Genomic DNA, 20,523 nt, shown 5'->3' with positions numbered 1-20,523 from the left:
GCGCCTCAATCGGATCGCCCAGCGTGGTGCCCGTGCCGTGCGCCTCGACAACGTCCACATCGGACGGCACGAGACCGGCGCCTGCCAGCGCCTGCCGGATGACCCGCTGCTGCGACGGACCGTTCGGAGCGGTCAGACCATTCGACGCGCCATCCTGATTCACCGCGCTGCCGCGCACGACGGCCAGCACCTCATGGCCATTGCGGCGGGCGTCGGACAATCGCTCCAACACAACCAGGCCGACGCCTTCTGACCACGCGACCCCGTCCGCCGCGTCGGAGAAGGACTTCGACCGGCCATCGGCAGCCAGTCCGCGCTGCCGGGAAAACACCACGAACGGCGCCGGGGTCGACATGACGGTCACCCCACCGGCCAGCGCCAGCGAGCACTCACCCTGACGGAGTGCTTGCGCGGCAAGGTGAATGCCTACCAGCGACGACGAGCACGCCGTGTCGATCGTGACCGCGGGGCCCTCAAGTCCCAGGGTGTAGGCGATGCGCCCAGTGGCCACGCTCGGCGAGCTCGCCGTTCCGCGGAAACTTTCGAAATCGTCGCCTTCGAGCAGGAAGCCGTAGTCGTTGGACATCAGGCCGGCGAACACGCCGGTCGGGCTGCCGCGCAACGAAACCGGGTCGATCCCGGACCGCTCCAGCGCCTCCCACGCGACCGACAGCAACAGCCGCTGCTGGGAGTCGGTCGCCATCGCCTCACGGGGGGACATCCCGAAGAAGTCCGGATCGAACTCGCCTGCCGACTGCAGGAACCCGCCCTCCATGACGTGGGTCTTGCCAGGCTGGTCCGGGTCCGGGTGGTACAGGCCGGCCAGGTCCCAGCCGCGGTTTTCGGGGAAGCCGGAGATGGCGTCGGTGCCGTTGACCACCAGGTTCCACAGGTCCTCCGGCGAACTGACCCCACCGGGGTAACGGCACGCCATGCCGACGATCACGATCGGGTCGTCATCGGTCGAGACGACGGGCCGCGGCCGCGTCACGGCCTGGCTTTCCGCACCGAACAGCTCGTCACGCAGGTACCCGGCCAGCACGATCGAGGACGGGTAGTCGAACACCAGCGTCGCGGGCAGCCGCAGGCCGGTCGCGGTGCCCACGCGGTTGCGCAGCTCCACGGCGGTCAGCGAATCGAACCCGAGCTCCTGGAACGCCCGTGCGGGATCAACCGATTCGGCGCCGGAGTGGCCGAGCACCACGGCGACCTGAGCCCGCACCAGCTCCAGCAGCGCCTCGGCACGCGCGGTCTCGTCAAGCTCGGACAACTGCCGCACGAGACCGGCTGCCATGTCCGAACCGGCGACCAACCGGCGTGACCGCGTGCGGACAAGGCCACGCAGCAGTGGCGGAACCTCAGTCTGGGCACGGAGCACCGGTAGGTCTAGCCGCATCGGCAGCACGACGGCTTCGTCGGACCCGAGTGCCGCGTCGAACAGCGCGAGCCCCTGCCCCACCGACATCGGCGGCATACCCGAACGAGCCAGCCGAGACATGTCCACGTCGGTCATCGTGCTGGTCAGGCCGACCTGCTGGTCCCAAGCGCCCCAAGCGAGCGACACGCCCGGCAGACCCAGTAGGCGCCGGTGGCGCATCAACGCGTCCAGGAACGCATTGCCCGCCGCGTAGTTTCCCTGTCCGGGGACGCCGAAGGTGGCTGCCGCGGACGAGTACACCGCGAAGACCTTGAGATCCTTCGTGAGCTCGTGCAGATGCCAGGCCGCGTCGACCTTGGGCCGAAGTACGGTGTCCATCCGCGCGGGAGTCAGCGAGCCGATCACACCGTCGTCGAGCACGGCGGCGGTGTGCACCACAGCCGAAATCTCGTGCCGCGACAACACCTCCGCCAACGCCGCTCGGTCCGCCACGTCGCAGGCGACCACCGTGACCTCGGCGCCGGTCTCCGTCAGCTCGGCTACCAGGTCCTCAGCTCCGTCCGCGGCGAGGCCGCGACGGCTGAGCAGCACCAGGTTCCGCACACCCCGCTCGGTGACCAGGTGCCGGGCCAGGACTCCACCCAAGCCCCCGGTGCCGCCGGTGATCAGCACGGTTCCGTCGGGATCCCACTCCACCGGTTCACTCGGAACCGCCACGCGGGCCAGCCGTGGGGCCAGCACCTCACCGTCGCGGATCGCGAGCTGCGGCTCATCCACCGTCAAGGCGCGCGCGATCATCGCAGACGAGGTTTCGGCTTCGACTTCGAGCAGACCGAACCGGCCGGGGTTCTCCGACTGCGCCGAGCCGACGAGGCCCCGCAAGGCCGACGCCGCCAGGTCCACGCCCTGGGTCACGAACACCAGCCGCGACCCGGCGAACCGTTCCTCACCAAGCCACGTCTGCACCACGCCCAGCACGGCTGACGCCACGGCGTGCGTGGACTCGACCACGTCGTCGCCCGTGCCCGCCACCGAGAACAGGACTACCTTCGGCACCGGACGATCACCGGCCGCCAGCGCGGCCAGTTCGGGAGCGCCCACCTGCACCAGGTCGTCTTCGACCGAGTCCGGGCTCACCGCGACCGGCGTCCAGCCGACGCTGAACAGCGAATCGCGCACGGCAGTGGCGACCTCGTCGACCTGGTCGGGCGTGACGGGCCGCACCACCAGCGACTCGATCGACGCCACCGGCGAGCCGGCGGCGTCGGCGACCGCGATGGCGATCGAGTCGCCGGTCAGCCGCAACCGCACCCGCACGCTCGAAGCGCCGGCGGCGTGCAGCGACACGCCTTCCCACGCGAACGGCAGGCCGCCCCGGCTGATCGCGCCGAAGTCGGCGAAACCCGCGGCATGCAGGCAGGAGTCAAGGAGCCCGGGGTGCACGCCGAAAGTATCGGCGTCGACCCCTTCCGGCAGGCTGACCTCGGCGAAGACCTCTTCACCGCTGAGCCAGACCGCCCGCAAGCCCCGGAATGACGGCCCGTATTCGAAACCACCCTCAGCGAACCGCTCGTAGCAGCCCTCCACCTCGACCGGTTCGGCACCTTCAGGGGGCCAGACCGTGGTATCGAACGGCGTGATCCGCAGTGTTTCCTTCTGGACGCCGGACGTGAGCACGCCGATGGCATGCTGGGTCCACAACTCCCCCGAGCCTTCGAGCCGCGAGTGGATGCTGACCGCGCGTCGACCGGTCTCGTCCGGCGCCTCGACCGAAACCTGTACTTGTACCGCGCCGTGTTCGGGCAGGACCAGCGGCGCCGCGAGGGTCAGCTCCTCCACCCGGTCGCAGCCGACCTCGTCGCCCGCCCGGATCGCCAACTCCACGAACGCCGTGCCCGACAGGAGCACTCGGCCCAGCACGACATGGTCGCCCAGCCACGGGTGCGAGCTCGTCGACAAGCGGCTGGTGAACAGGTAGCCGTCCGAACCCGCGAGTTCCACGCCCGCGCCGAGCAGGGGATGATCCATGGAGCCGAGACCGGCCGCGCGGACGTCGCCGGACCCGACGGCAACGGACGGCCAGTATCGCTCGCGCTGGAACGCGTACGTCGGGAGGTCAACGCGAGAGGCGCCGGTCCCCGCGAACAGCGCGGTCCAGTCCACCGGAACCCCGGCCACGTGCAGGCGCGCCAACGCCGTGACCGCGGTCAGCTCGTCACCACGATCCTTACGCAACAACGGAACCACAACAGCGTCCACCGGCAGGGATTCGGCCGCCATCGCCGACAGCACACCGTCCGGACCCAACTCCAGGAACGCCGTCACACCCTGCTCGACCAAAGCGCTCACCGAGTCCGCGAACCGGACCGCATCCCGCACATGCCGCACCCAGAACTCAGGCGAACTGACATCACCCGAGGCCGCGACCGGAATACGCGGAGCCTCGAACGACAACCCTTCGACGACCGCACGGAACTCAGCCAGCATTGGATCCATCAACGACGAATGAAACGCGTGCGACACCGCCAACCGCTTGTGCTTCCACCGCCCCGCAAGCGCGACGACCTCGTCTTCCACGCCGGACAACACGATCGAGGTCGGCCCGTTGATCGCGGCAATCGACACACCATCACTCAACAGCGGCAGAACCTCAGCCTCGGTCGCCTGCACCGCCACCATCGCACCACCGGCCGGCAACGCCTGCATCAACCGAGCCCGCGCCGACACCAGAGCGCAGGCATCCTCCAACGACAACACACCAGCCACATGCGCGGCCGCGATCTCACCCACCGAATGCCCGGCAACGAAGTCCGGCTTGACACCCCAAGACTCCACCAGGCGGTAGAGCGCGACCTCAAGCGCGAACAACGCGGGCTGCGCCACCCCGGTCTCGTTCAGCAACTCCTGATCGTCGGGCAGCTCAACACCCAACTGCGTGAGCACGGTGCCGAGAACCTCAGCGAACACCGGGAACCGGCCGGCCAGCTCCCGGCCCATCCCCACCCGCTGCGAACCCTGACCCGAGAACAACACCGCCAACGAGCTCTCCACGGCGACACCGCGAGCGAGCTCCGAAACACCCTCGGCGGTCCGCAGCCACACTGCCCGGTGCTCGAACATGGAACGCGACGAGGCCAGGGAGAAAGCCACGTCCAGCGGAGCGAGCCCGGGGTTCTGCTCCACAAAGGACTCAATACGAGCGGACTGGGAGTCGAAGGCCTCCTCGGTCCGACCCGAAACCAGCCAGGGCACAACACCGGGCAGCACAACCGGGTCCGCCAGGGTCGTCTCGTCGGCTGGTGGCGCCTGCTCGAGGATCACGTGGGCGTTCGTACCGCTCACGCCGAACGCGGAGACACCCGCCCGGCGAGGATGGTCCGTGCGCGGCCAGTCCTTCCGCTCGGTCAGCAGCTCGATCGATCCCCGCGACCACTCCACATTGGACGACGGCGCGTCCACGTGCAGGGTCTTGGGCAGTACGCCGTTCCGTAGTGCCATCACCATCTTGATGACACCCGCGACACCAGCGGCGCCCTGCGGGTGCCCCAGATTCGACTTGACCGACCCGAGCTGCAGCGGGGTCGCCCGGTCCTGGCCGTAGGTCGCGAGCAGCGCCTGCGCCTCGATCGGGTCACCCAGCTTGGTACCGGTGCCATGCGCCTCGACAGCGTCCACATCGGACGGAGAAAGTCCGGCATTGGCCAACGCCTGTCGGATCACGCGACGCTGTGAGGGACCGTTCGGCGCGGTCAACCCGTTCGACGCGCCATCCTGGTTCACCGCGGAACCACGCACCACGGCGAGAATCGGGTGCCCGTTGCGCTGCGCGTCCGACAACCGCTCCAGCACCAGCAGGCCGGCGCCTTCTGACCAGCCGGTGCCGTCGGCCGCCTGCGCGAAGGATTTGCATCGCCCGTCCGCCGCCAGACCGCCCTGGGCGGTGAATGCCGAGAAAGCGGTGGGCGTCGTCATGACCGCGACACCGCCGGCCAGCGCCAACGAACACTCGCCCTGCCGGAGAGCCTGCACGGCCAGGTGGATCGCCACCAGCGACGACGAGCAGGCCGTGTCGACCGTGATCGCGGGGCCTTCGAGACCGGCGGTGTAAGAGACGCGTCCGGAGAGCACGCTCGCCACGGCGGCGGTGGTCGAGTAGAGCTCCGTATCGTCGCCCGACCGCGCGAGCAGACTCGCGTAGTCCTGCCCGGTGGTACCGATGAACACGCCGGTCTGGCTGCCCCGCAGGGAGACCGGGTCGATGCCCGCACGTTCCAGTGCCTCCCAGGAGGTCTCCAGCACAAGGCGCTGCTGCGGGTCCATCGCCAGCGCCTCGCGCGGCGAGATCCCGAAGAAGCCCGCGTCGAAATCCGCCACGTCGGCCAGGAAGCCACCCTCATGGGTGGCGCTGAGCAGCGTGTCCAGGTCCCAGCCGCGGTCGGTCGGGAACCCGCCGATCGCGTCGCGGCCTTCCGCGACGAGCCGCCACAGGTCCTCCGGCGAGCTCACCCCTCCTGGATAGCGGCACCCGATGCCCACGATGGCGATCGGCTCGGCCGCGGCGGCGACCAGCCGCGCGTTCTGACGGCGCAGCTGGTCGTTCTCCTTCAGGGAGGACCGCAGCGCTTCGACATATTGGTTCGCGGAATCAGTCATCACGCTGTCCTTAGCTCGCCGTCAGTTCGTGGTGCCATCGGTGGCCAGCCGCAGGAGACTCGCGGCATCCATGTCGTCGATCGAGGTCGAGGTCTGTTCGGACACTGGCGCGGATGTCTCGCCGTCGTCGTCGGCGAGCTGCAGCACCATGTCCAGCAGACCGGCCTTGCGCAGGCGGCTGACCGGGATCGCCGCGAGGACTTCCCTGATCCGAGCCTCCGGGTCGTCGCTCCCACCGGACGAGGCAATGTTCGGCAGCAGCTCCGCCCTCAGGTACTGCGCCAACGCGCTGGGCGTCGGGTAGTCGAACACCAACGCGGCGGGGAGTGCCAGACCGGTCGCTACCTTGAGCCGGTTGCGCAGCTCCACCGCGGTTACGGAGTCGAAGCCGAAATCGCGGAAGGCCTTGGTCGCGGGCAGTTCGTCAGCGGCTTCGAAACCGAGAGTCACGGCCGCTTCACTTCGCACCAGATCGAGCAGCACGCGCACGCATTCCACTTCCGGCAATCCGGCGAGGCGCCGGGTCAGCGCGGTTTCGCCGCTATCGGAGTCACCCGAGTCGGCCGGACCCGCCAGCGCCAACCGGACCTCGGGGAGATCCGACAGCAGCGGGCTCGGCCGCGCCGCGGTGAAGGCCGGCGCGAAGCGTTCCCAGTCCGTGTTGGTCACCGTGAGGCCGCTCTGGTCGGCCTCAAGAGCCCTTTGCAGCACGGAGATCGCCAGGTTCGGATCCATCACCAGCACCCCGCGCTTGACCAGGTGGTCAAGGACATCCGAATGGGCGGCGGCCATGCCCACCTCGGCCCAGCCGCCCCACGCGATCGACGTCGCGACCTGGCCGCGAGCCCGGCGGAACTGTGCCAGGCCCTCCACGAAGGCGTTGGCCGCCGCGTAGCCGCACTGGCCGCCGCTGCCCCAACTGGCCGCACCCGAGGAAAACACCACGAAGGCGTCGAGGTCGAGGTCCTGCGTAAGCTCGTGCAGGTTCCAACCCGCGGTCAGCTTGGCGCGCATGAGCCCGTCCAGCTGGTCGGCCGTGATCGACTCGACGGGCGCGTCGCCCGTGCCGACGCCCGCCGCGTGCACGACGGCCGTCAGCGGGTACTCGTCCGGGATCTGGGCAAGCACGCCCGCCAGTGCGGCACGGTCGGCCGCATCGCAGGCCACGATCGTGACCCGCGCGCCCAACGCTTCCAGTTCGGCCCGCTGTTCGGCGGCTCCCGGCGCGTCAAGGCCGCGTCGGCTGGTGAGCACCACGTGCTCGGCGCCACGGTCGACCACCCAACGGGCGAGATATCCGCCGATACCACCGGTTCCGCCGGTGATCAGAACCGTGCCGCGGACCTGCCAGGTGCCTGCCTGGTCGCCGACGGCCGGCGCGTGCACCAATCGGCGAGCGAAGACGCCCGACGACCGCACCGCCACCTGGTCCTCGCCACCGCCCAGCACCGCGACCAGCCGCTCCGCCGCCACGTCGTCGAACATCTCCGGCAGGTCGACCAGACCACCCCAACGGTGTGGGAGTTCCAGAGCCGCGACCCGGCCCCAGCCCCACAACGCCGTCTGGTCCGGCGCCGCGACGTGGTCGGACTGTCCGACCGATACGGCACCGCGGGTCAGGCTCCACACCGGCGCGGTGATCCCCGCATCGCCGAGAGCCTGGACGAGCACGACCGACGACGCCAGACCCACCGGGACGGCGCCGTCGAGGCCGGCCGCGACCCCCAGCAACGACACGACACCCGCGATATCGGTCAACCCCGCGAGTTCTACCGCGAGTCCGATCCGGTCGGCGTCCGCGGCCACCTCGACCCGGACGGTATTCACGCCCAGCCCGGCCACTACCGTCGACACCCAGTCGACCGCGCCTTCCGGCGTGGCCACCAACCAGGTGCCCGGTAACGACGTGGCCTTGGTGGGTAGGGGAATCCAGGAATCCCGGTAGCGCCAAGAGTCCATAGTGGACTCCGTGCGCCGGCGGTCCCGCCAGGAGGACAGTGCCGGTACCAACGCGGCCGCGGTCCCGGAGTCCAGATCCAGTGCCGAAGCCAGGTCACCACCGTCGACGAGACTCCAGAACGCCGCGTCCACCGGATCGGCCGACACCGTCACCCGCTCCAGCGGCTTCGGCCAGAAACGCTGATGCTGGAACGCGTACGTCGGCAGATCCACCCGCCGTCCACCCTGCAGCATCGAAGCCCAATCGACCGAGACGCCCCGCACGAACGCTCCCGCCACCGCCGAGAGCATCTTCGTCCAGCTGCCTTCGTCGCGACGCAGCGAACTCAGGACGACGCCCTCGACCCCGACAGCCTCCAACGTCTGTTCAAGGGCCACCGGCAACACGGGGTGCGCACTCAGCTCGATGAACACGCGGTGCCCATCCTCGACCAGCACGTGCGTGGTCTTCTCGAACTCGACCGGATGGCGCATGTTCTGGTACCAGTACTCGGCGTCCATCCCCGCGGTGTCGAACACCCCGCCGGTCACCGTCGAGTAGAACGGGACGTCGGCACTGCGGGGTTCGAGCGGAGCCAAGGCCGCGAGGACGCGGTCGCGGATGACCTCGACATGCGCCGAGTGCGAGGCGAAGGCCGCCGGGATCTGCTTGCACCGAATACCCTCGGCTGTCAGCTCCGCCAGCAGCTCCTCGAGCTCGGGCAGCTCACCCGCGACGGCCGTGGAATGCGGGCTGTTCACAGCCGCGACCGCAAGGCCGTCCCATTTCCCGATCCGGGCGCTGATCTCCTCGAACGGCAGCGCCACCGACACCATGCTGCCGACGCCGTCCAGCGTCACCGACGCGATCTGGCTGCGCAGCGCGACGACACGGGCACCGTCCACGAGACTCAGTCCACCTACGGCCGTCGCGGCGGCGATCTCACCCTGGGAATGTCCGATGACCGCGGCGGGCTCGACGCCCATTGAGCGCCATACCTCGGCCAGCGCCACGTTCATGGCCCACAGCGCGGGCTGCACGACCTCGACCCGGCTCAGCGGTGCCGAACCCTCGACCCCGCGGAGCACATCGTGCAGCGACCAGTCGATGAACGGCGCCAGTGCCTCGGCGCACTCGTCCACCTTCGCCGCGAACACGGCGGAGGTGTCGAGCAGTTCGCGGCCCATGCCGATCCACTGCGAACCCTGGCCGGGGAACACGAACACCGTCTTCCCGACCGGCCCCGCGACACCGGTGACCACGTTCGTGGCTGACCGGTCACCGGCCAGCGCGGCCAAACCCAGCGACAGATCTTCGTGACCGGCGCCGAGGACGACAGCGCGGTGCTCGAACAACGAGCGTGCGGAGAGCAGCGAGAAGCCGACGTCCGTCGGCGGCTGTCCGTCCAGCACCGGCGACAACAGCTCAGCCTGGCCTTGCAGTCCCGTTGCCGACCGGCTGGACAGCACCAAGGGGATGACCGGCGGCTCGACGATCTGCCCCTGTTCGACGGGCTCGGTGGCAGGCGCCTGTTCGAGGACGACGTGCACGTTGGTACCGCTCAGGCCGAACGACGACACACCGGCCCGACGGGCGCGCCCACTGTCGGGCCAGGTCGTCGTCTTCCTCAGCAGTTCCAGCGATCCCGTCGACCAGTCCACATGCGACGACGGAGCGTCCACGTGCAGTGTCTGCGGCAGCGTGCCGTTCCGCAGCGCCAGCACCATCTTGATCACCCCGGCGACACCGGCGGCCGCCTGTGTGTGCCCGATGTTCGACTTCACCGAACCGAGCAGCAGCGGCCGCTCCCGGTCCTGGCCGTAGGTCGCCAGCAGCGCCTGCGCCTCGATCGGGTCACCCAGCTTGGTACCGGTGCCGTGCGCCTCGACAGCGTCCACATCGGACGGGGACAGTCCGGCATTGGCCAACGCCTGGCGGATCACCCGCTGCTGCGAGGGACCGTTCGGCGCGGTCAACCCGTTCGACGCGCCATCCTGGTTGATCGCACTGCCACGGACCACGGCGAGGATCTCGTGCCCGTTGCGCTGCGCGTCCGACAGCCGCTCCAGCACCAACATGCCGACACCCTCGCCCCAGCCGGTGCCGTCAGCGGCGTCAGCGAACGCCTTGCACCGGCCGTCGCTCGCCAAACCGCCCTGCTGCGTGAGCATGAAGAAGGAGCGTGGGGTGGCCATGATCGTCGCACCACCGGCCAACGCCAGCGAGCACTCGCCCTGACGCAGTGCCTGCGTCGCGAGGTGTAGTGCCACCAGGGACGCCGAACACGCGGTGTCGACCGTCATCGCCGGGCCTTCGAGCCCGAAGGTGTAAGAAAGCCGGCCGGAGATGACGCTGGCGGCAAGGCCGGTCAGAACGTGGCTTTCGTTGTCCTGCCCGGCATCGAGCAGCAGACCGGCGTAGTCCTGGCCGTTGGTGCCGACGAACACGCCGGTCTGGCTTCCGCGCAGAGACGCCGGATCGATCCCGGCACGCTCGAACGCCTCCCACGACGACTCGAGCAGCAACCGCTGCTGCGGGTCCATGACGAGTGCTTCACGCGGTGAGATACCGAAGAACAGCGGGTCGAATTCGGCCTGTCCGCTGATGAAGCCGGCCTCGGCGGTCGCGCTCCCGGCGATCAGCGCGTCGAGGTCCCAGTCGCGGTCGGCGGGGAACGAAGTCATCGCGTCCCTGCCGTTGATCAGGAGCTCCCACAGGTCCTCCGGCGAACGGACGTCCCCGGCGAACTGGCAGGCCATGCCGACGATCGCGACGGGCTCATCGATCAGGCCGCCGCTCGCGGTGGTGACGAGATCGTCCTGGGTGCCCAGCAGTTCCGCGAGCAGGAATTCGGTCAGGACCCTCGGCGTCGGGTAGTCGAAGACGACGCTCGCGGGTAGCACCAGCCCGGTCGCGGCGCCAAGCTGGTTGCGTAGTTCCACCGCCGTGAGCGAGTCGAACCCGAGATCACGGAATGCCTTGTCCACGCCGACCGCCGTGGCTCCGGAGTATCCCAGTACCGACGCGACCTGAGCGCAGACCAGGTCGAGCGCTACGTCGATCTGGTCAGTCGCCGACAGGCCGTGGAGTCGCTGTTGCAGCGCGGACGCACTCGACGCGGTTTCGTGGCGTGCGGCCTCAACCGCCGCCGACACCCGTCGCGCTTCCGGCAGCTCCGCCAGCAGCGGGCTGGGCCGCACGCCGAGGAGCGCGGTCAGCAGCCGGGGTTCCTGCAAGTGCGCCACGACGATCGTCGCCGCGGGCTCCGCGGCGACCTGTCGCAGGACCGCGACGGCCAGTTCCGGCGTCATCGCGGCGGCGCCCTCGTGCATCCCGGCTCCGGCGGCCATGCCGTCACCGGCCCAAGCGCCCCAAGCGATCGACGTGGCCGCGAGGCCGAGCGCACGGCGTCGCTGTGCCAGCCCGTCCAACACGGCGTTGGCCGCCGCGTAGTTCGCTTGGCCAGGGTTGCCGACCGCGGCCGCCATCGAGGAGAAGAGCACGAAGGCCGACAGGTCGAGGTCGCGGGTGAGCTCGTCGAGCACCGCCGCCGAGGTCACCTTCGACCGGAAGACCTCGGCAAACCGCTGCGGCGTCAGTCCTTCCAACATCCCGTCGTCGAGCACGCCCGCGGTGTGGACGATGGCGGTGAGCTGAGGCAAAGCGGCAAGAAGGGCGCTGACGCCGACGCGGTCCGCGACGTCACAAGCCACCACGTCCACTTCGACCCCGAGACCGATCAGTTCCGTACGCAGCTCGGCAGCGCCGGGAGCATCAGGTCCACGACGGCTGGCGAGCACCAGCCGTTCGGCACCACGGAGAGCGAGATCACGAGCCACGCCGGCGCCGAGCGCGCCGGTGCCACCAGTGATCAGTACGGTTCCCGACGGCGTCCACTCCGCCGACTTCTTCCGGGGCGCGGGAACCAGCCTGCGCCCGAACACGCCGGCGGACCGGACCGCGACCTGGTCTTCATCGGTCTGTCCGGCGAGCACGTCCACGAACAGGTGCGCCGACTGGTCGTCCAGTACCTCGGGCAGATCGATCAGGCCGCCCCAGCGCTGCGGAAGTTCCAGCGCGGCAACCCGGCCAAGGCCCCAGACACCCGACTGTCCCGGACTGACGACGGGATCAGTGCTGGTCGCGGACACCGCGCACCTGGTGGCCGCCCACAGCGGAGCCGCGATACCGGCATCGCCGAGCGCCTGCACCAGAACCATGGTGCGCACAACCCCGGACAGCTCCGTGGACTCGTCCAGTGCCAGCAGAGAGACCACACCTGCCAGGCCATCAAACCCACTGAGCTGCTCGGAAACTTCGGCGCGGTCGGCTGTCCCGACGTCGATCCGCAGCGTATCCGGCCCCAGTGCCGCCACGGCGGATACGACCCACTCGTCCGCCGCCAGCTCGGCCGGAACGACGACCAGCCAGGTGCCGGACAGCACGCCCGAAGTGATCCCGCTGACCGGCTTCCAGGCCTCCCGATACCGCCAAGAGTCCATGGTGGATTGTTCGCGGCGGCGGTTGCGCCACGACGAGAGCGCGGGCAAGACCTCACTCAGCGAGGCTGTGTCGGCGTTCAGTTCGGCGGCGAGTGACTCCAGATTCCCGTCCTCGACCAGGCTCCAGAACGCGCCGTCGACCGCGCCGGTCGCGGCCGGGACCGCGGTCTCGGCCGCCTCCGGCCAGAACCGCTGGTGCTGGAAGGCGTACGTCGGCAGGTCGATGCCGTGGGCGCCCGTTCCGGCGAAGATCGGCGCCCAGTCGACGGAAACACCGCGCACGTACAACCGCGCCAACGCCGTCACCAGCGCCGTTTCCTCGCCGCGGTCCTTGCGCAGTGCTGGTACGGCAAGGGCCTGCTCGGCTGCGGACCCGGCGATCATCGCCGAGAGCACCCCGTCCGGTCCGAGCTCGAGAAACGCGCCCACCCGCTCGCCGACCAGCGTCTGGATGCCGTCGGCAAAGCGCACGGCCTCACGGACGTGTCGCACCCAGTACTCGGGCGAACACAGCTGTTCGTCGGTCGCGAGCTCGCCGGTCAGGTTCGACACGACGGGAATCCGAGGTTCGGTCAACGACAAGCTTTTCACCACCGTCCGGAACTCGGCCAGCATCGGCTCCATCAACGGAGAGTGAAACGCATGGCTCACTGGCAAACGCTTAGTCTTGCGATCGGCGGCCGCGAAGTGGGCGGCGATCTGCGTCGCGGCGTTCTGGTCACCGGAGACCACCACGGCCGACGGCTCGTTGATCGCGGCGATGGAGACCCCTTCGCCCAGCAGCGCCACGACCTCGTCCTCAGTGGCCTGGATCGCCATCATCGCGCCCTCGATGGGCAGCGCCTGCATCAACCGGCCACGTGCCGCGACCAGCGCGCAGGCGTCTTCCAGCGAGAACACGCCCGCGACATGAGCGGCCGCGATCTCACCGATCGAGTGCCCGCCGACGTAGTCCGGCCGGAGGCCCGAGGCCTCGACCAGCCGGAACAGCGCGACCTCGATCGCGAACAGCGCAGGCTGCGTCCAGCCGGTCTCGTTCAGCAGCTCCTGATCCTCGCCCCACATCACCTCCCGCAGCGGGATGTCCAGGTGCCCGTCGAGCTGGGCCAGCACCGCGTCGAGCGCGTCGGCGAACACCGGGAACCGGGCGTAGAGCTCGCGGCCCATGCCGATCCGCTGGCTGCCCTGGCCGGAGAACAGCACCGCCAGCCTCGACTGTGCTCGTACGCCCCTGGCGATCTCGGGCAAGTCGTCGCCGGCCAGCAACACCGCCCGGTGCTCGTACGGCGACCGGGTAGTGGCCAGCGAGTAGCCGACGTCGACCGGGTCCAGCCCGGCGTTGAGGTGGGTGAAGGTGCGGACTCGCTCCACCTGCGCGTCCAACGCCGCGGCGGACCGGCCGGACACGACCCACGGCACGACCGTGGGCCGCACCAGCTGAAGCTCCTCGACCTGCTCGCCCTCGGGCGCCTGCTCGAGGATCATGTGCGCGTTGGTCCCGCTCACACCGAAGGACGAGACACCCGCGCGACGGGCGCGACCACTGTCCGGCCATTCAGTCGAATCGGTCAGCAGCTCGATCGCCCCGGACTCCCAGTCCACGTTCGACGACGGAGTACCCACGTGCAGGGACTTCGGCAGCACCCCGTGGCGCAACGCCATCACCATCTTGATCACGCCCGCCACACCGGCGGCCGCCTGCGGGTGACCGATGTTCGACTTGATCGACCCCAGCAGCAGCGGGGTCGCCCGGTCCTGGCCGTAGGTCGCCAGCAGCGCCTGGGCTTCGATCGGGTCGCCAAGCCGGGTTCCGGTGCCGTGCGCCTCCACAGCGTCCACATCGGACGGTACGAGGCCGCCGCCGGCCAGTGCCTGGCGAATCACGCGCTGCTGCGACGGGCCGTTCGGCGCGGTCAGGCCGTTCGACGCGCCATCCTGGTTCACCGCGCTGCCACGGACAACCGCGAGCACCTGGTGCCCGTTCCGCTTCGCATCCGAGAGCCGCTCCAACACCACGACGCCAACGCCCTCGGACCAACCGGTGCCGTCAGCGTCGTCGGAGAACGCCTTGCACCGCCCGTTCGGCGCGAGACCGCCCTGCGCGGTGAACGCGGCGAACGCGCCGGGAGTCGACATCACCGACACGCCACCGGTAAGCGCGAGATCGCACTCTCCGGCGCGCAATGCCTGCGCGGCCAAGTGGATTGCCACCAGGGACGAGGAACACGCCGTGTCCACCGCGACCGCCGGGCCTTCGAGACCGGCCGTGTACGAGATCCTCCCGGCAAGCACGCTCGCCACGGTCGAGGTGACGGCGTAGACGTCAGCGCGGTCCCCGGCGTTCACCTTGAGATCGGAGTAGTCCTGCCCGTTGGTGCCCATGTACACGCCGGTCTGGCTGCCACGCAGCGAACTCGGTGCGATGCCCGCTCGTTCGACGGCCTCCCAGGAGGTCTCCAACAGCAACCGCTGCTGCGGATCCATCGACACCGCCTCGCGGGGTGAGATGCCGAAGAACTCCGCGTCGAACTCCGCGAGGCCGGGCAGGAAACCGCCTTCGTAGGTGGCGCTGGTGACCGCGTCCAGGTTCCAGCCACGGTCGGCGGGGAAACCGGAAATCGCGTCGCGTCCTTCGGCGACGAGTTGCCACAGTTCTTCCGGCGAGGTGACCCCGCCTGGATAGCGGCAGGCCATGCCGACGATCACGATCGGGTCGTCGTCGGCGGGGGTATCGACCCGCGCCGGGACGAGCGCGCCCGCTTCGGCGCCGAAGAGTTCCTCGCGCAGGTGGCCGGCCAAAACGTGCGGCGTCGGGTAGTCGAACACCAGCGTCGCGGGCAGGGACAGGCCAGTGGTCTTCCGGAGCCGGTTGCGCATATCGACCGCGCTGACCGAGTCGAAGCCGAGATCGCGGAAGGCCAAGCCGGCCGGAAGGGTGTCCGCCGTCTCGTAGCCGAGTGTCGCGGCGGCCCCGCCGAGGACGAGATCGAGCAGCGCACGATCGCGTTCGACTTCCGACAAGGCCGCGACGCGCTGCTTGAAGCCGGATTCGGCGACCTCGTCGCCTTCCGTGATCGCCGGATCGGCCAGGGCGAGCCGCACCTCGGGGATCTCGGACAGCAGCGGGCTGCGCCGCGCGGCCGCGAAGGCGGGTGCGAACCGTTTCCAGTCGGTGTTGGTCAGCGTAAGTGTGGTCTGGCCGTCCTCGAGTGCGCGCTGCAGCGCGGTGATCGCCAGCTCTGGCTCCATCGGCAGCACACCGCGCCGGCGCAGCTGCTCCGCCGTCTCGGGATCGGCGCTCGTCCAGGAGCCCCAGGTGAGCGACGTGGCGACCAGGCCGCGTCCGCGTCGGTAGTGGGCAAGGCCGTCGAGGAACGCGCTGGCCCCGGCGCCTCCACTCCAGGAATTGCCAGAGGAGAACAGGACGAACGCGTCGAGCTCGTGCTCCAAGGTGAGATCGTGCAGGTTCCACCCAGCGGCCGTGACCCGGGCGAACTCGTCGTCGGCGAGTCCGGCGGCGTGCACGACAGCGCTCAGCCGGTACCGCGTGAGTAGGTCGGCGAGTCCATCGCGGTCGGCGATATCGCAGGGCGCGACGGTCACCCGCTCCCCCAACGCCGTACGTGTGTCAGGATCGAGTTCGCTGGTCAGGACCACGTGTTCGGCGCCGCGGTCCAACGCCCACCGGGCCAATCGCCCGTCGAGGTCACCGGTGATCAGAACCGTGCCGCGCGCCTGCCATGTTCCGGCGTGCTCGCCGGTCGACGGGGCATGCACCAACCGACGGCCGAAGACACCCGATGACCGAAGCGCGACCTGGTCCTCGTCACCACCCAGCACGGCCACCAGGCGTTGCGCGGCCCGGTCGTCGAACACCGCGGGCAGGTCCACGAGACCACCCCAGCGGCCCGGCGACGCCGGCGCCGTGACCGCGCCCCAGCCCCACAGCGCCGCTTGGTCCGGCGCGGTCACGCGGTCGGACTGCCCGACCGACACAGCGCCACTGGTCAGGCACCACAATGGCGCCTCGACTCCGGTGTCACCCAGTGCTTCGACCAGTGCCATGGAACCTGTCAGATCGAGCAGCGACACGATGCCCTCGACACCGGCGGACAGGGCGGCGAGTTCGGCGCGGTCGATCTCCGTGGCCACCTCGACCCGCACCACGTCCGGGCCCAGTCCCGCGACCACCGACGAGACCCACTCGTCCGCGTCGACCGGTACGGCGACGAGCCAAGTCCCGGACAGCGCACCCGAAACGGTCAGCGGCTTCCAGTTCTCGCAGTACCGCCAGGAATCCACAGTGGACTGTGATCGGCGGCGGTCACGCCAGGAGGACAACGCCGGCACCACCGTGGCCGCCGTGGTGGAGTCGAGGTCCAGCGCGGTGCCCAGGTCGCCCGCGTCGACCAGATCCCAGAACTCCGCATCCACCGGACCGGTCGACACCGTCACCGGCTCCACCGACTGCGGCCAGAAACGCTGCCGCTGGAACGCGTACGTCGGCAGATCCACCCGACGGCCACCCGCGAGCATCGAAGCCCAGTCGACCTTCACGCCCTGTACGAACGCCGTCGCGATCGAGGTCAGCAGCTGGGACCAACTGCCCTCGCCCCGACGCAGCGAACCCAGCACGACGCCTTCGGTACCGGTGTCCTCCATCGTCTGCTCAACACCGACCATCAGCGCCGGGTGGGCGCTCGGCTCGACGAACACGCCGTACCCGTCGTCGATCAGCGCGCGGGTGGTCTTTTCGAACTCCACCGTCTGGCGCAGGTTCGTGTACCAGTAGTCCGCGTCAAGGCCGGCGGTGTCGATCACTTGACCGGTCACCGTCGAGTAGAACGGAACTCCCACGCTGCGCGGCGAGATCGGGGCAAGTTCGGCCAGCACACGGTCGCGGATCAGCTCGACCTGTGCCGAGTGCGACGCGTAGTCCACCGGGATACGTCGTGCGCGGACGCCTTCGGTTTCCAGCTGGGCCATCAGTTCATCGAGAGCGGCGGGCTCACCGGAGACCACTGTGGACCGTGGCCCGTTGACCGCCGCGATGCTCGCGCGATCGTCCAGAAGGCTACGGACCTGCTCCACCGGCAGGGCGACCGACACCATGCCACCGAGACCGGCCAGTGAGTCCGCCACCGCGATACTGCGCAAGGCCACCACACGCGCACCGTCGGAGACGCTCAGCGCTCCGATTGCGGTCGCCGCGGCGATCTCACCCTGGGAATGGCCCACCACCGCGGCGGGTACGACCCCTGCCGAGCGCCAGACCTCGGCCAGCGACACCATCATCGCCCAGAGCGCCGGCTGAACCACGTCGACGCGCTCCAGCGACGGCGCGCCTTCCACACCGCGCAGCACGTCGAGCAGTGACCAGTCGACGAACGGCGCGAGGCCTTCGGCGCACTCCCGCATTCGTGCGGCGAACGCCGGTGAGGAATCCAGCAGCTCACAGCCCATGCCGGCCCACTGCGAACCCTGTCCCGGGAAAACGAACACCGTCTTGCCCACCGGACGAGCGACTCCGGACACGACGTCCGAATGATCCCCGGCAAGTGCTTCCAGTCCTCGCGCCAGCTCATCCAGCCTGGAGCCCAACACGACAGCACGGTGCTCGAACACCGCCCGCGAATTCACCAGCGAGTAAACGATGTCGGCAGGCGATTGTCCGTCGAGGACGGACGTCAGACGCTCAGCCTGCGCTCCCAGCCCCGCCGACGACCTGGCCGACAACACGAAGGGCAGAACCCCGTCGAACGAGATATCCGGCTCCGGCTCCACCAACTCGGCCTGTTCGAGGATCACGTGCGCGTTGGTACCGCTCACGCCGAAGGACGACACGCCGGCGCGTCGCGGACGGTTGACCTCGGGCCACGCGGTCCGTTCGGTGAGCAGTTCGAGCGAGCCCGCGGACCAGTCCACATGCGACGAGGGGGTGTCCACATGCAACGTCGGCGGCAAGGTCCCGTGCCGCAACGCCATGACCATCTTGATCACACCCGCGACACCCGCGGCCGCCTGCGTGTGGCCGATGTTCGACTTCACCGAACCCAGCAACAGTGGCGTTTCACGGTCCTGGCCGTAGGTCGCCAGCAGCGCCTGCGCCTCGATCGGGTCACCGAGGGTCGTACCCGTGCCATGCGCCTCGACCGCGTCCACATCGGATGGTGAAAGACCGGCACTCGCCAACGCCTGACGGATGACCCGCTGCTGCGACGGACCATTCGGCGCGGTCAAACCATTCGACGCGCCATCCTGGTTGATCGCGCTGCCCCGGACCACGGCGAGCACATCGTGCCCGTTGCGGCGAGCATCCGAAAGACGCTCCAACACAAGGAGACCAGCACCTTCCGACCAGCCGGTGCCGTCGGCGGTGTCCGAGAACGCCTTGCACCGGCCGTCCGCCGAAAGTGCCCGCTGCCGTGAGAACTCCACGAAGGTGCGCGGAGTCGACATCACGCTCACCCCACCGGCCAGCGCCAGATCGCACTCGCCCTGGCGCAATGCCTGCGCGGCAAGGTGCAGGGTGACCAACGACGAGGAGCACGCCGTGTCGACGGTCATCGCCGGGCCTTCCAGCCCGAAGGTGTAGGCGATGCGGCCGGACGCCACGCTGGGCGAGCTTCCGGTGATGTTGGCGCCTTCGAAATCGCCGCCGAGCAGCAGGTGGTAGTCGTTGTACATGATCCCGGTGAACACGCCGGTCTGACTGCCACGCAACGTCGCCGGGTCGATCCCGGCCCGCTCCAGCGCCTCCCACGTCGTCTCCAGCAGCAGGCGCTGCTGGGAGTCGGTGGCCAGCGCCTCACGCGGGCTCATGCCGAAGAACGCGGGATCGAACTCGGGGGCGTTGTGCAGGAAGCCACCGGAGCGGGTGTATGAAGTGCCCGCCTGATCGGGATCCGGATTGTAGAGGGACTCGACGTCCCAGCCTCGGTCGCTGGGGAAGTCCGAGATCGCGTCCGTGCCGTCTAGGACCAACTGCCACAGTTCCTCTGGCGTGCTCACCCCGCCGGGGAACCGGCACGACATCCCGACGATCACGATCGGATCGTCTGTGGTCGACAGCGGTGAAGACGTCCGCGTCGCGATCTGGGCATCCGACCCGAACAGTTCGTCCAGCAGGTATCCGGCCAGCCCCGCCGACGTCGGGTAGTCGAAGACCAACGTCGCGGGCAGTCGCAACCCGGTCGCGGTGCTCACCTGGTTGCGCAGCTCGACGGCGGCCAGCGAGTCGAACCCGAGGTCTCGGAATGCTCGGTCGGGGTCGACCTCGGCCGCGCTCTTGTGGCCCAGCACCACTGCGACCTGGCCGCGCACCAGTTCCAGCAGCGCCTCGGTCCGCTCGCCGTGGTCCAGCGCGGACAGCCGGCGGGCGAGGTTGTCGGCCGCCGGTGACCCGACCGGTCCCGCCGCGGTGCGCCTGGTCTGTGGGACGAAATTGCGCAGCAGCGCCGGAATGTCGTCGGTGCGGGCCCGTAGTGCCTGGGTGTCGACCTTGATCGGCACCACCGTCGACCGAGTCGAGTCGAGCGCGGTGGCGAACATCGCCAAGCCGGCCTCATGGGACAACACCGGAAGCCCCTGGGTGGTCATGCGTGCGCGGTCGACCTCAGTGAGTTCCTGGCCCAGCCCCGAGCCGACGTCCCAGAGTGCGAACGCCATCGCGGTCGCGGGAAGCCCCTCGGCCTGGCGGTGAGCGGCCAGACCATCGAGGAACACGTTCGCGGCCGCGTAATTCGCCTGTCCAGCCGTCAACACGAGCCCACCCGCGGAGGAGAACATCACAAACGCGGCGAGATCCATCTCGCGGGTGAGTTCGTGCAAATACCAAGCGGCATCCGCCTTCGGCGCGAACACCGCGTCGAACCGTTCCGGCGTCAACGCGCCGACCAGAGCATTGTCACCGACACCCGCCGCGTGCACCACGCCGGTCAACGGACGGTCAAGCCCGCCAATCAAAGCCGCCACAGCATCCCGATCGGACACGTCACAGGCCACGACGTCCACCTGTGCGTCCAACTCGGCGACAAGTTCCGCGGCACCAG

2 protein-coding genes are annotated in these 20,523 nt (G+C 69.4%); both read right to left on the bottom strand.

What is annotated here, in order from left to right:
- Nucleotides 1–6,031, bottom strand: a 6,031-nt coding sequence (locus JWQ81_RS04400) for a type I polyketide synthase (protein WP_297537740.1), incomplete at its 3' end; no start/stop codon positions are given.
- A 21-nt stretch (nucleotides 6,032–6,052) separates the two neighbouring features.
- Nucleotides 6,053–20,497, bottom strand: coding sequence for a type I polyketide synthase (locus JWQ81_RS04395; protein ID WP_297537738.1), 14,445 nt, complete (start codon nucleotides 20,495–20,497; stop codon nucleotides 6,053–6,055).
- Nucleotides 20,498–20,523 lie beyond the last annotated feature (26 nt).

This window comes from Amycolatopsis sp. (assembly GCF_025464955.1).
Classification (GTDB): Bacteria; Actinomycetota; Actinomycetes; order Mycobacteriales; family Pseudonocardiaceae; genus Amycolatopsis.
This window is presented reverse-complemented; position numbering and strand designations above follow the sequence as displayed.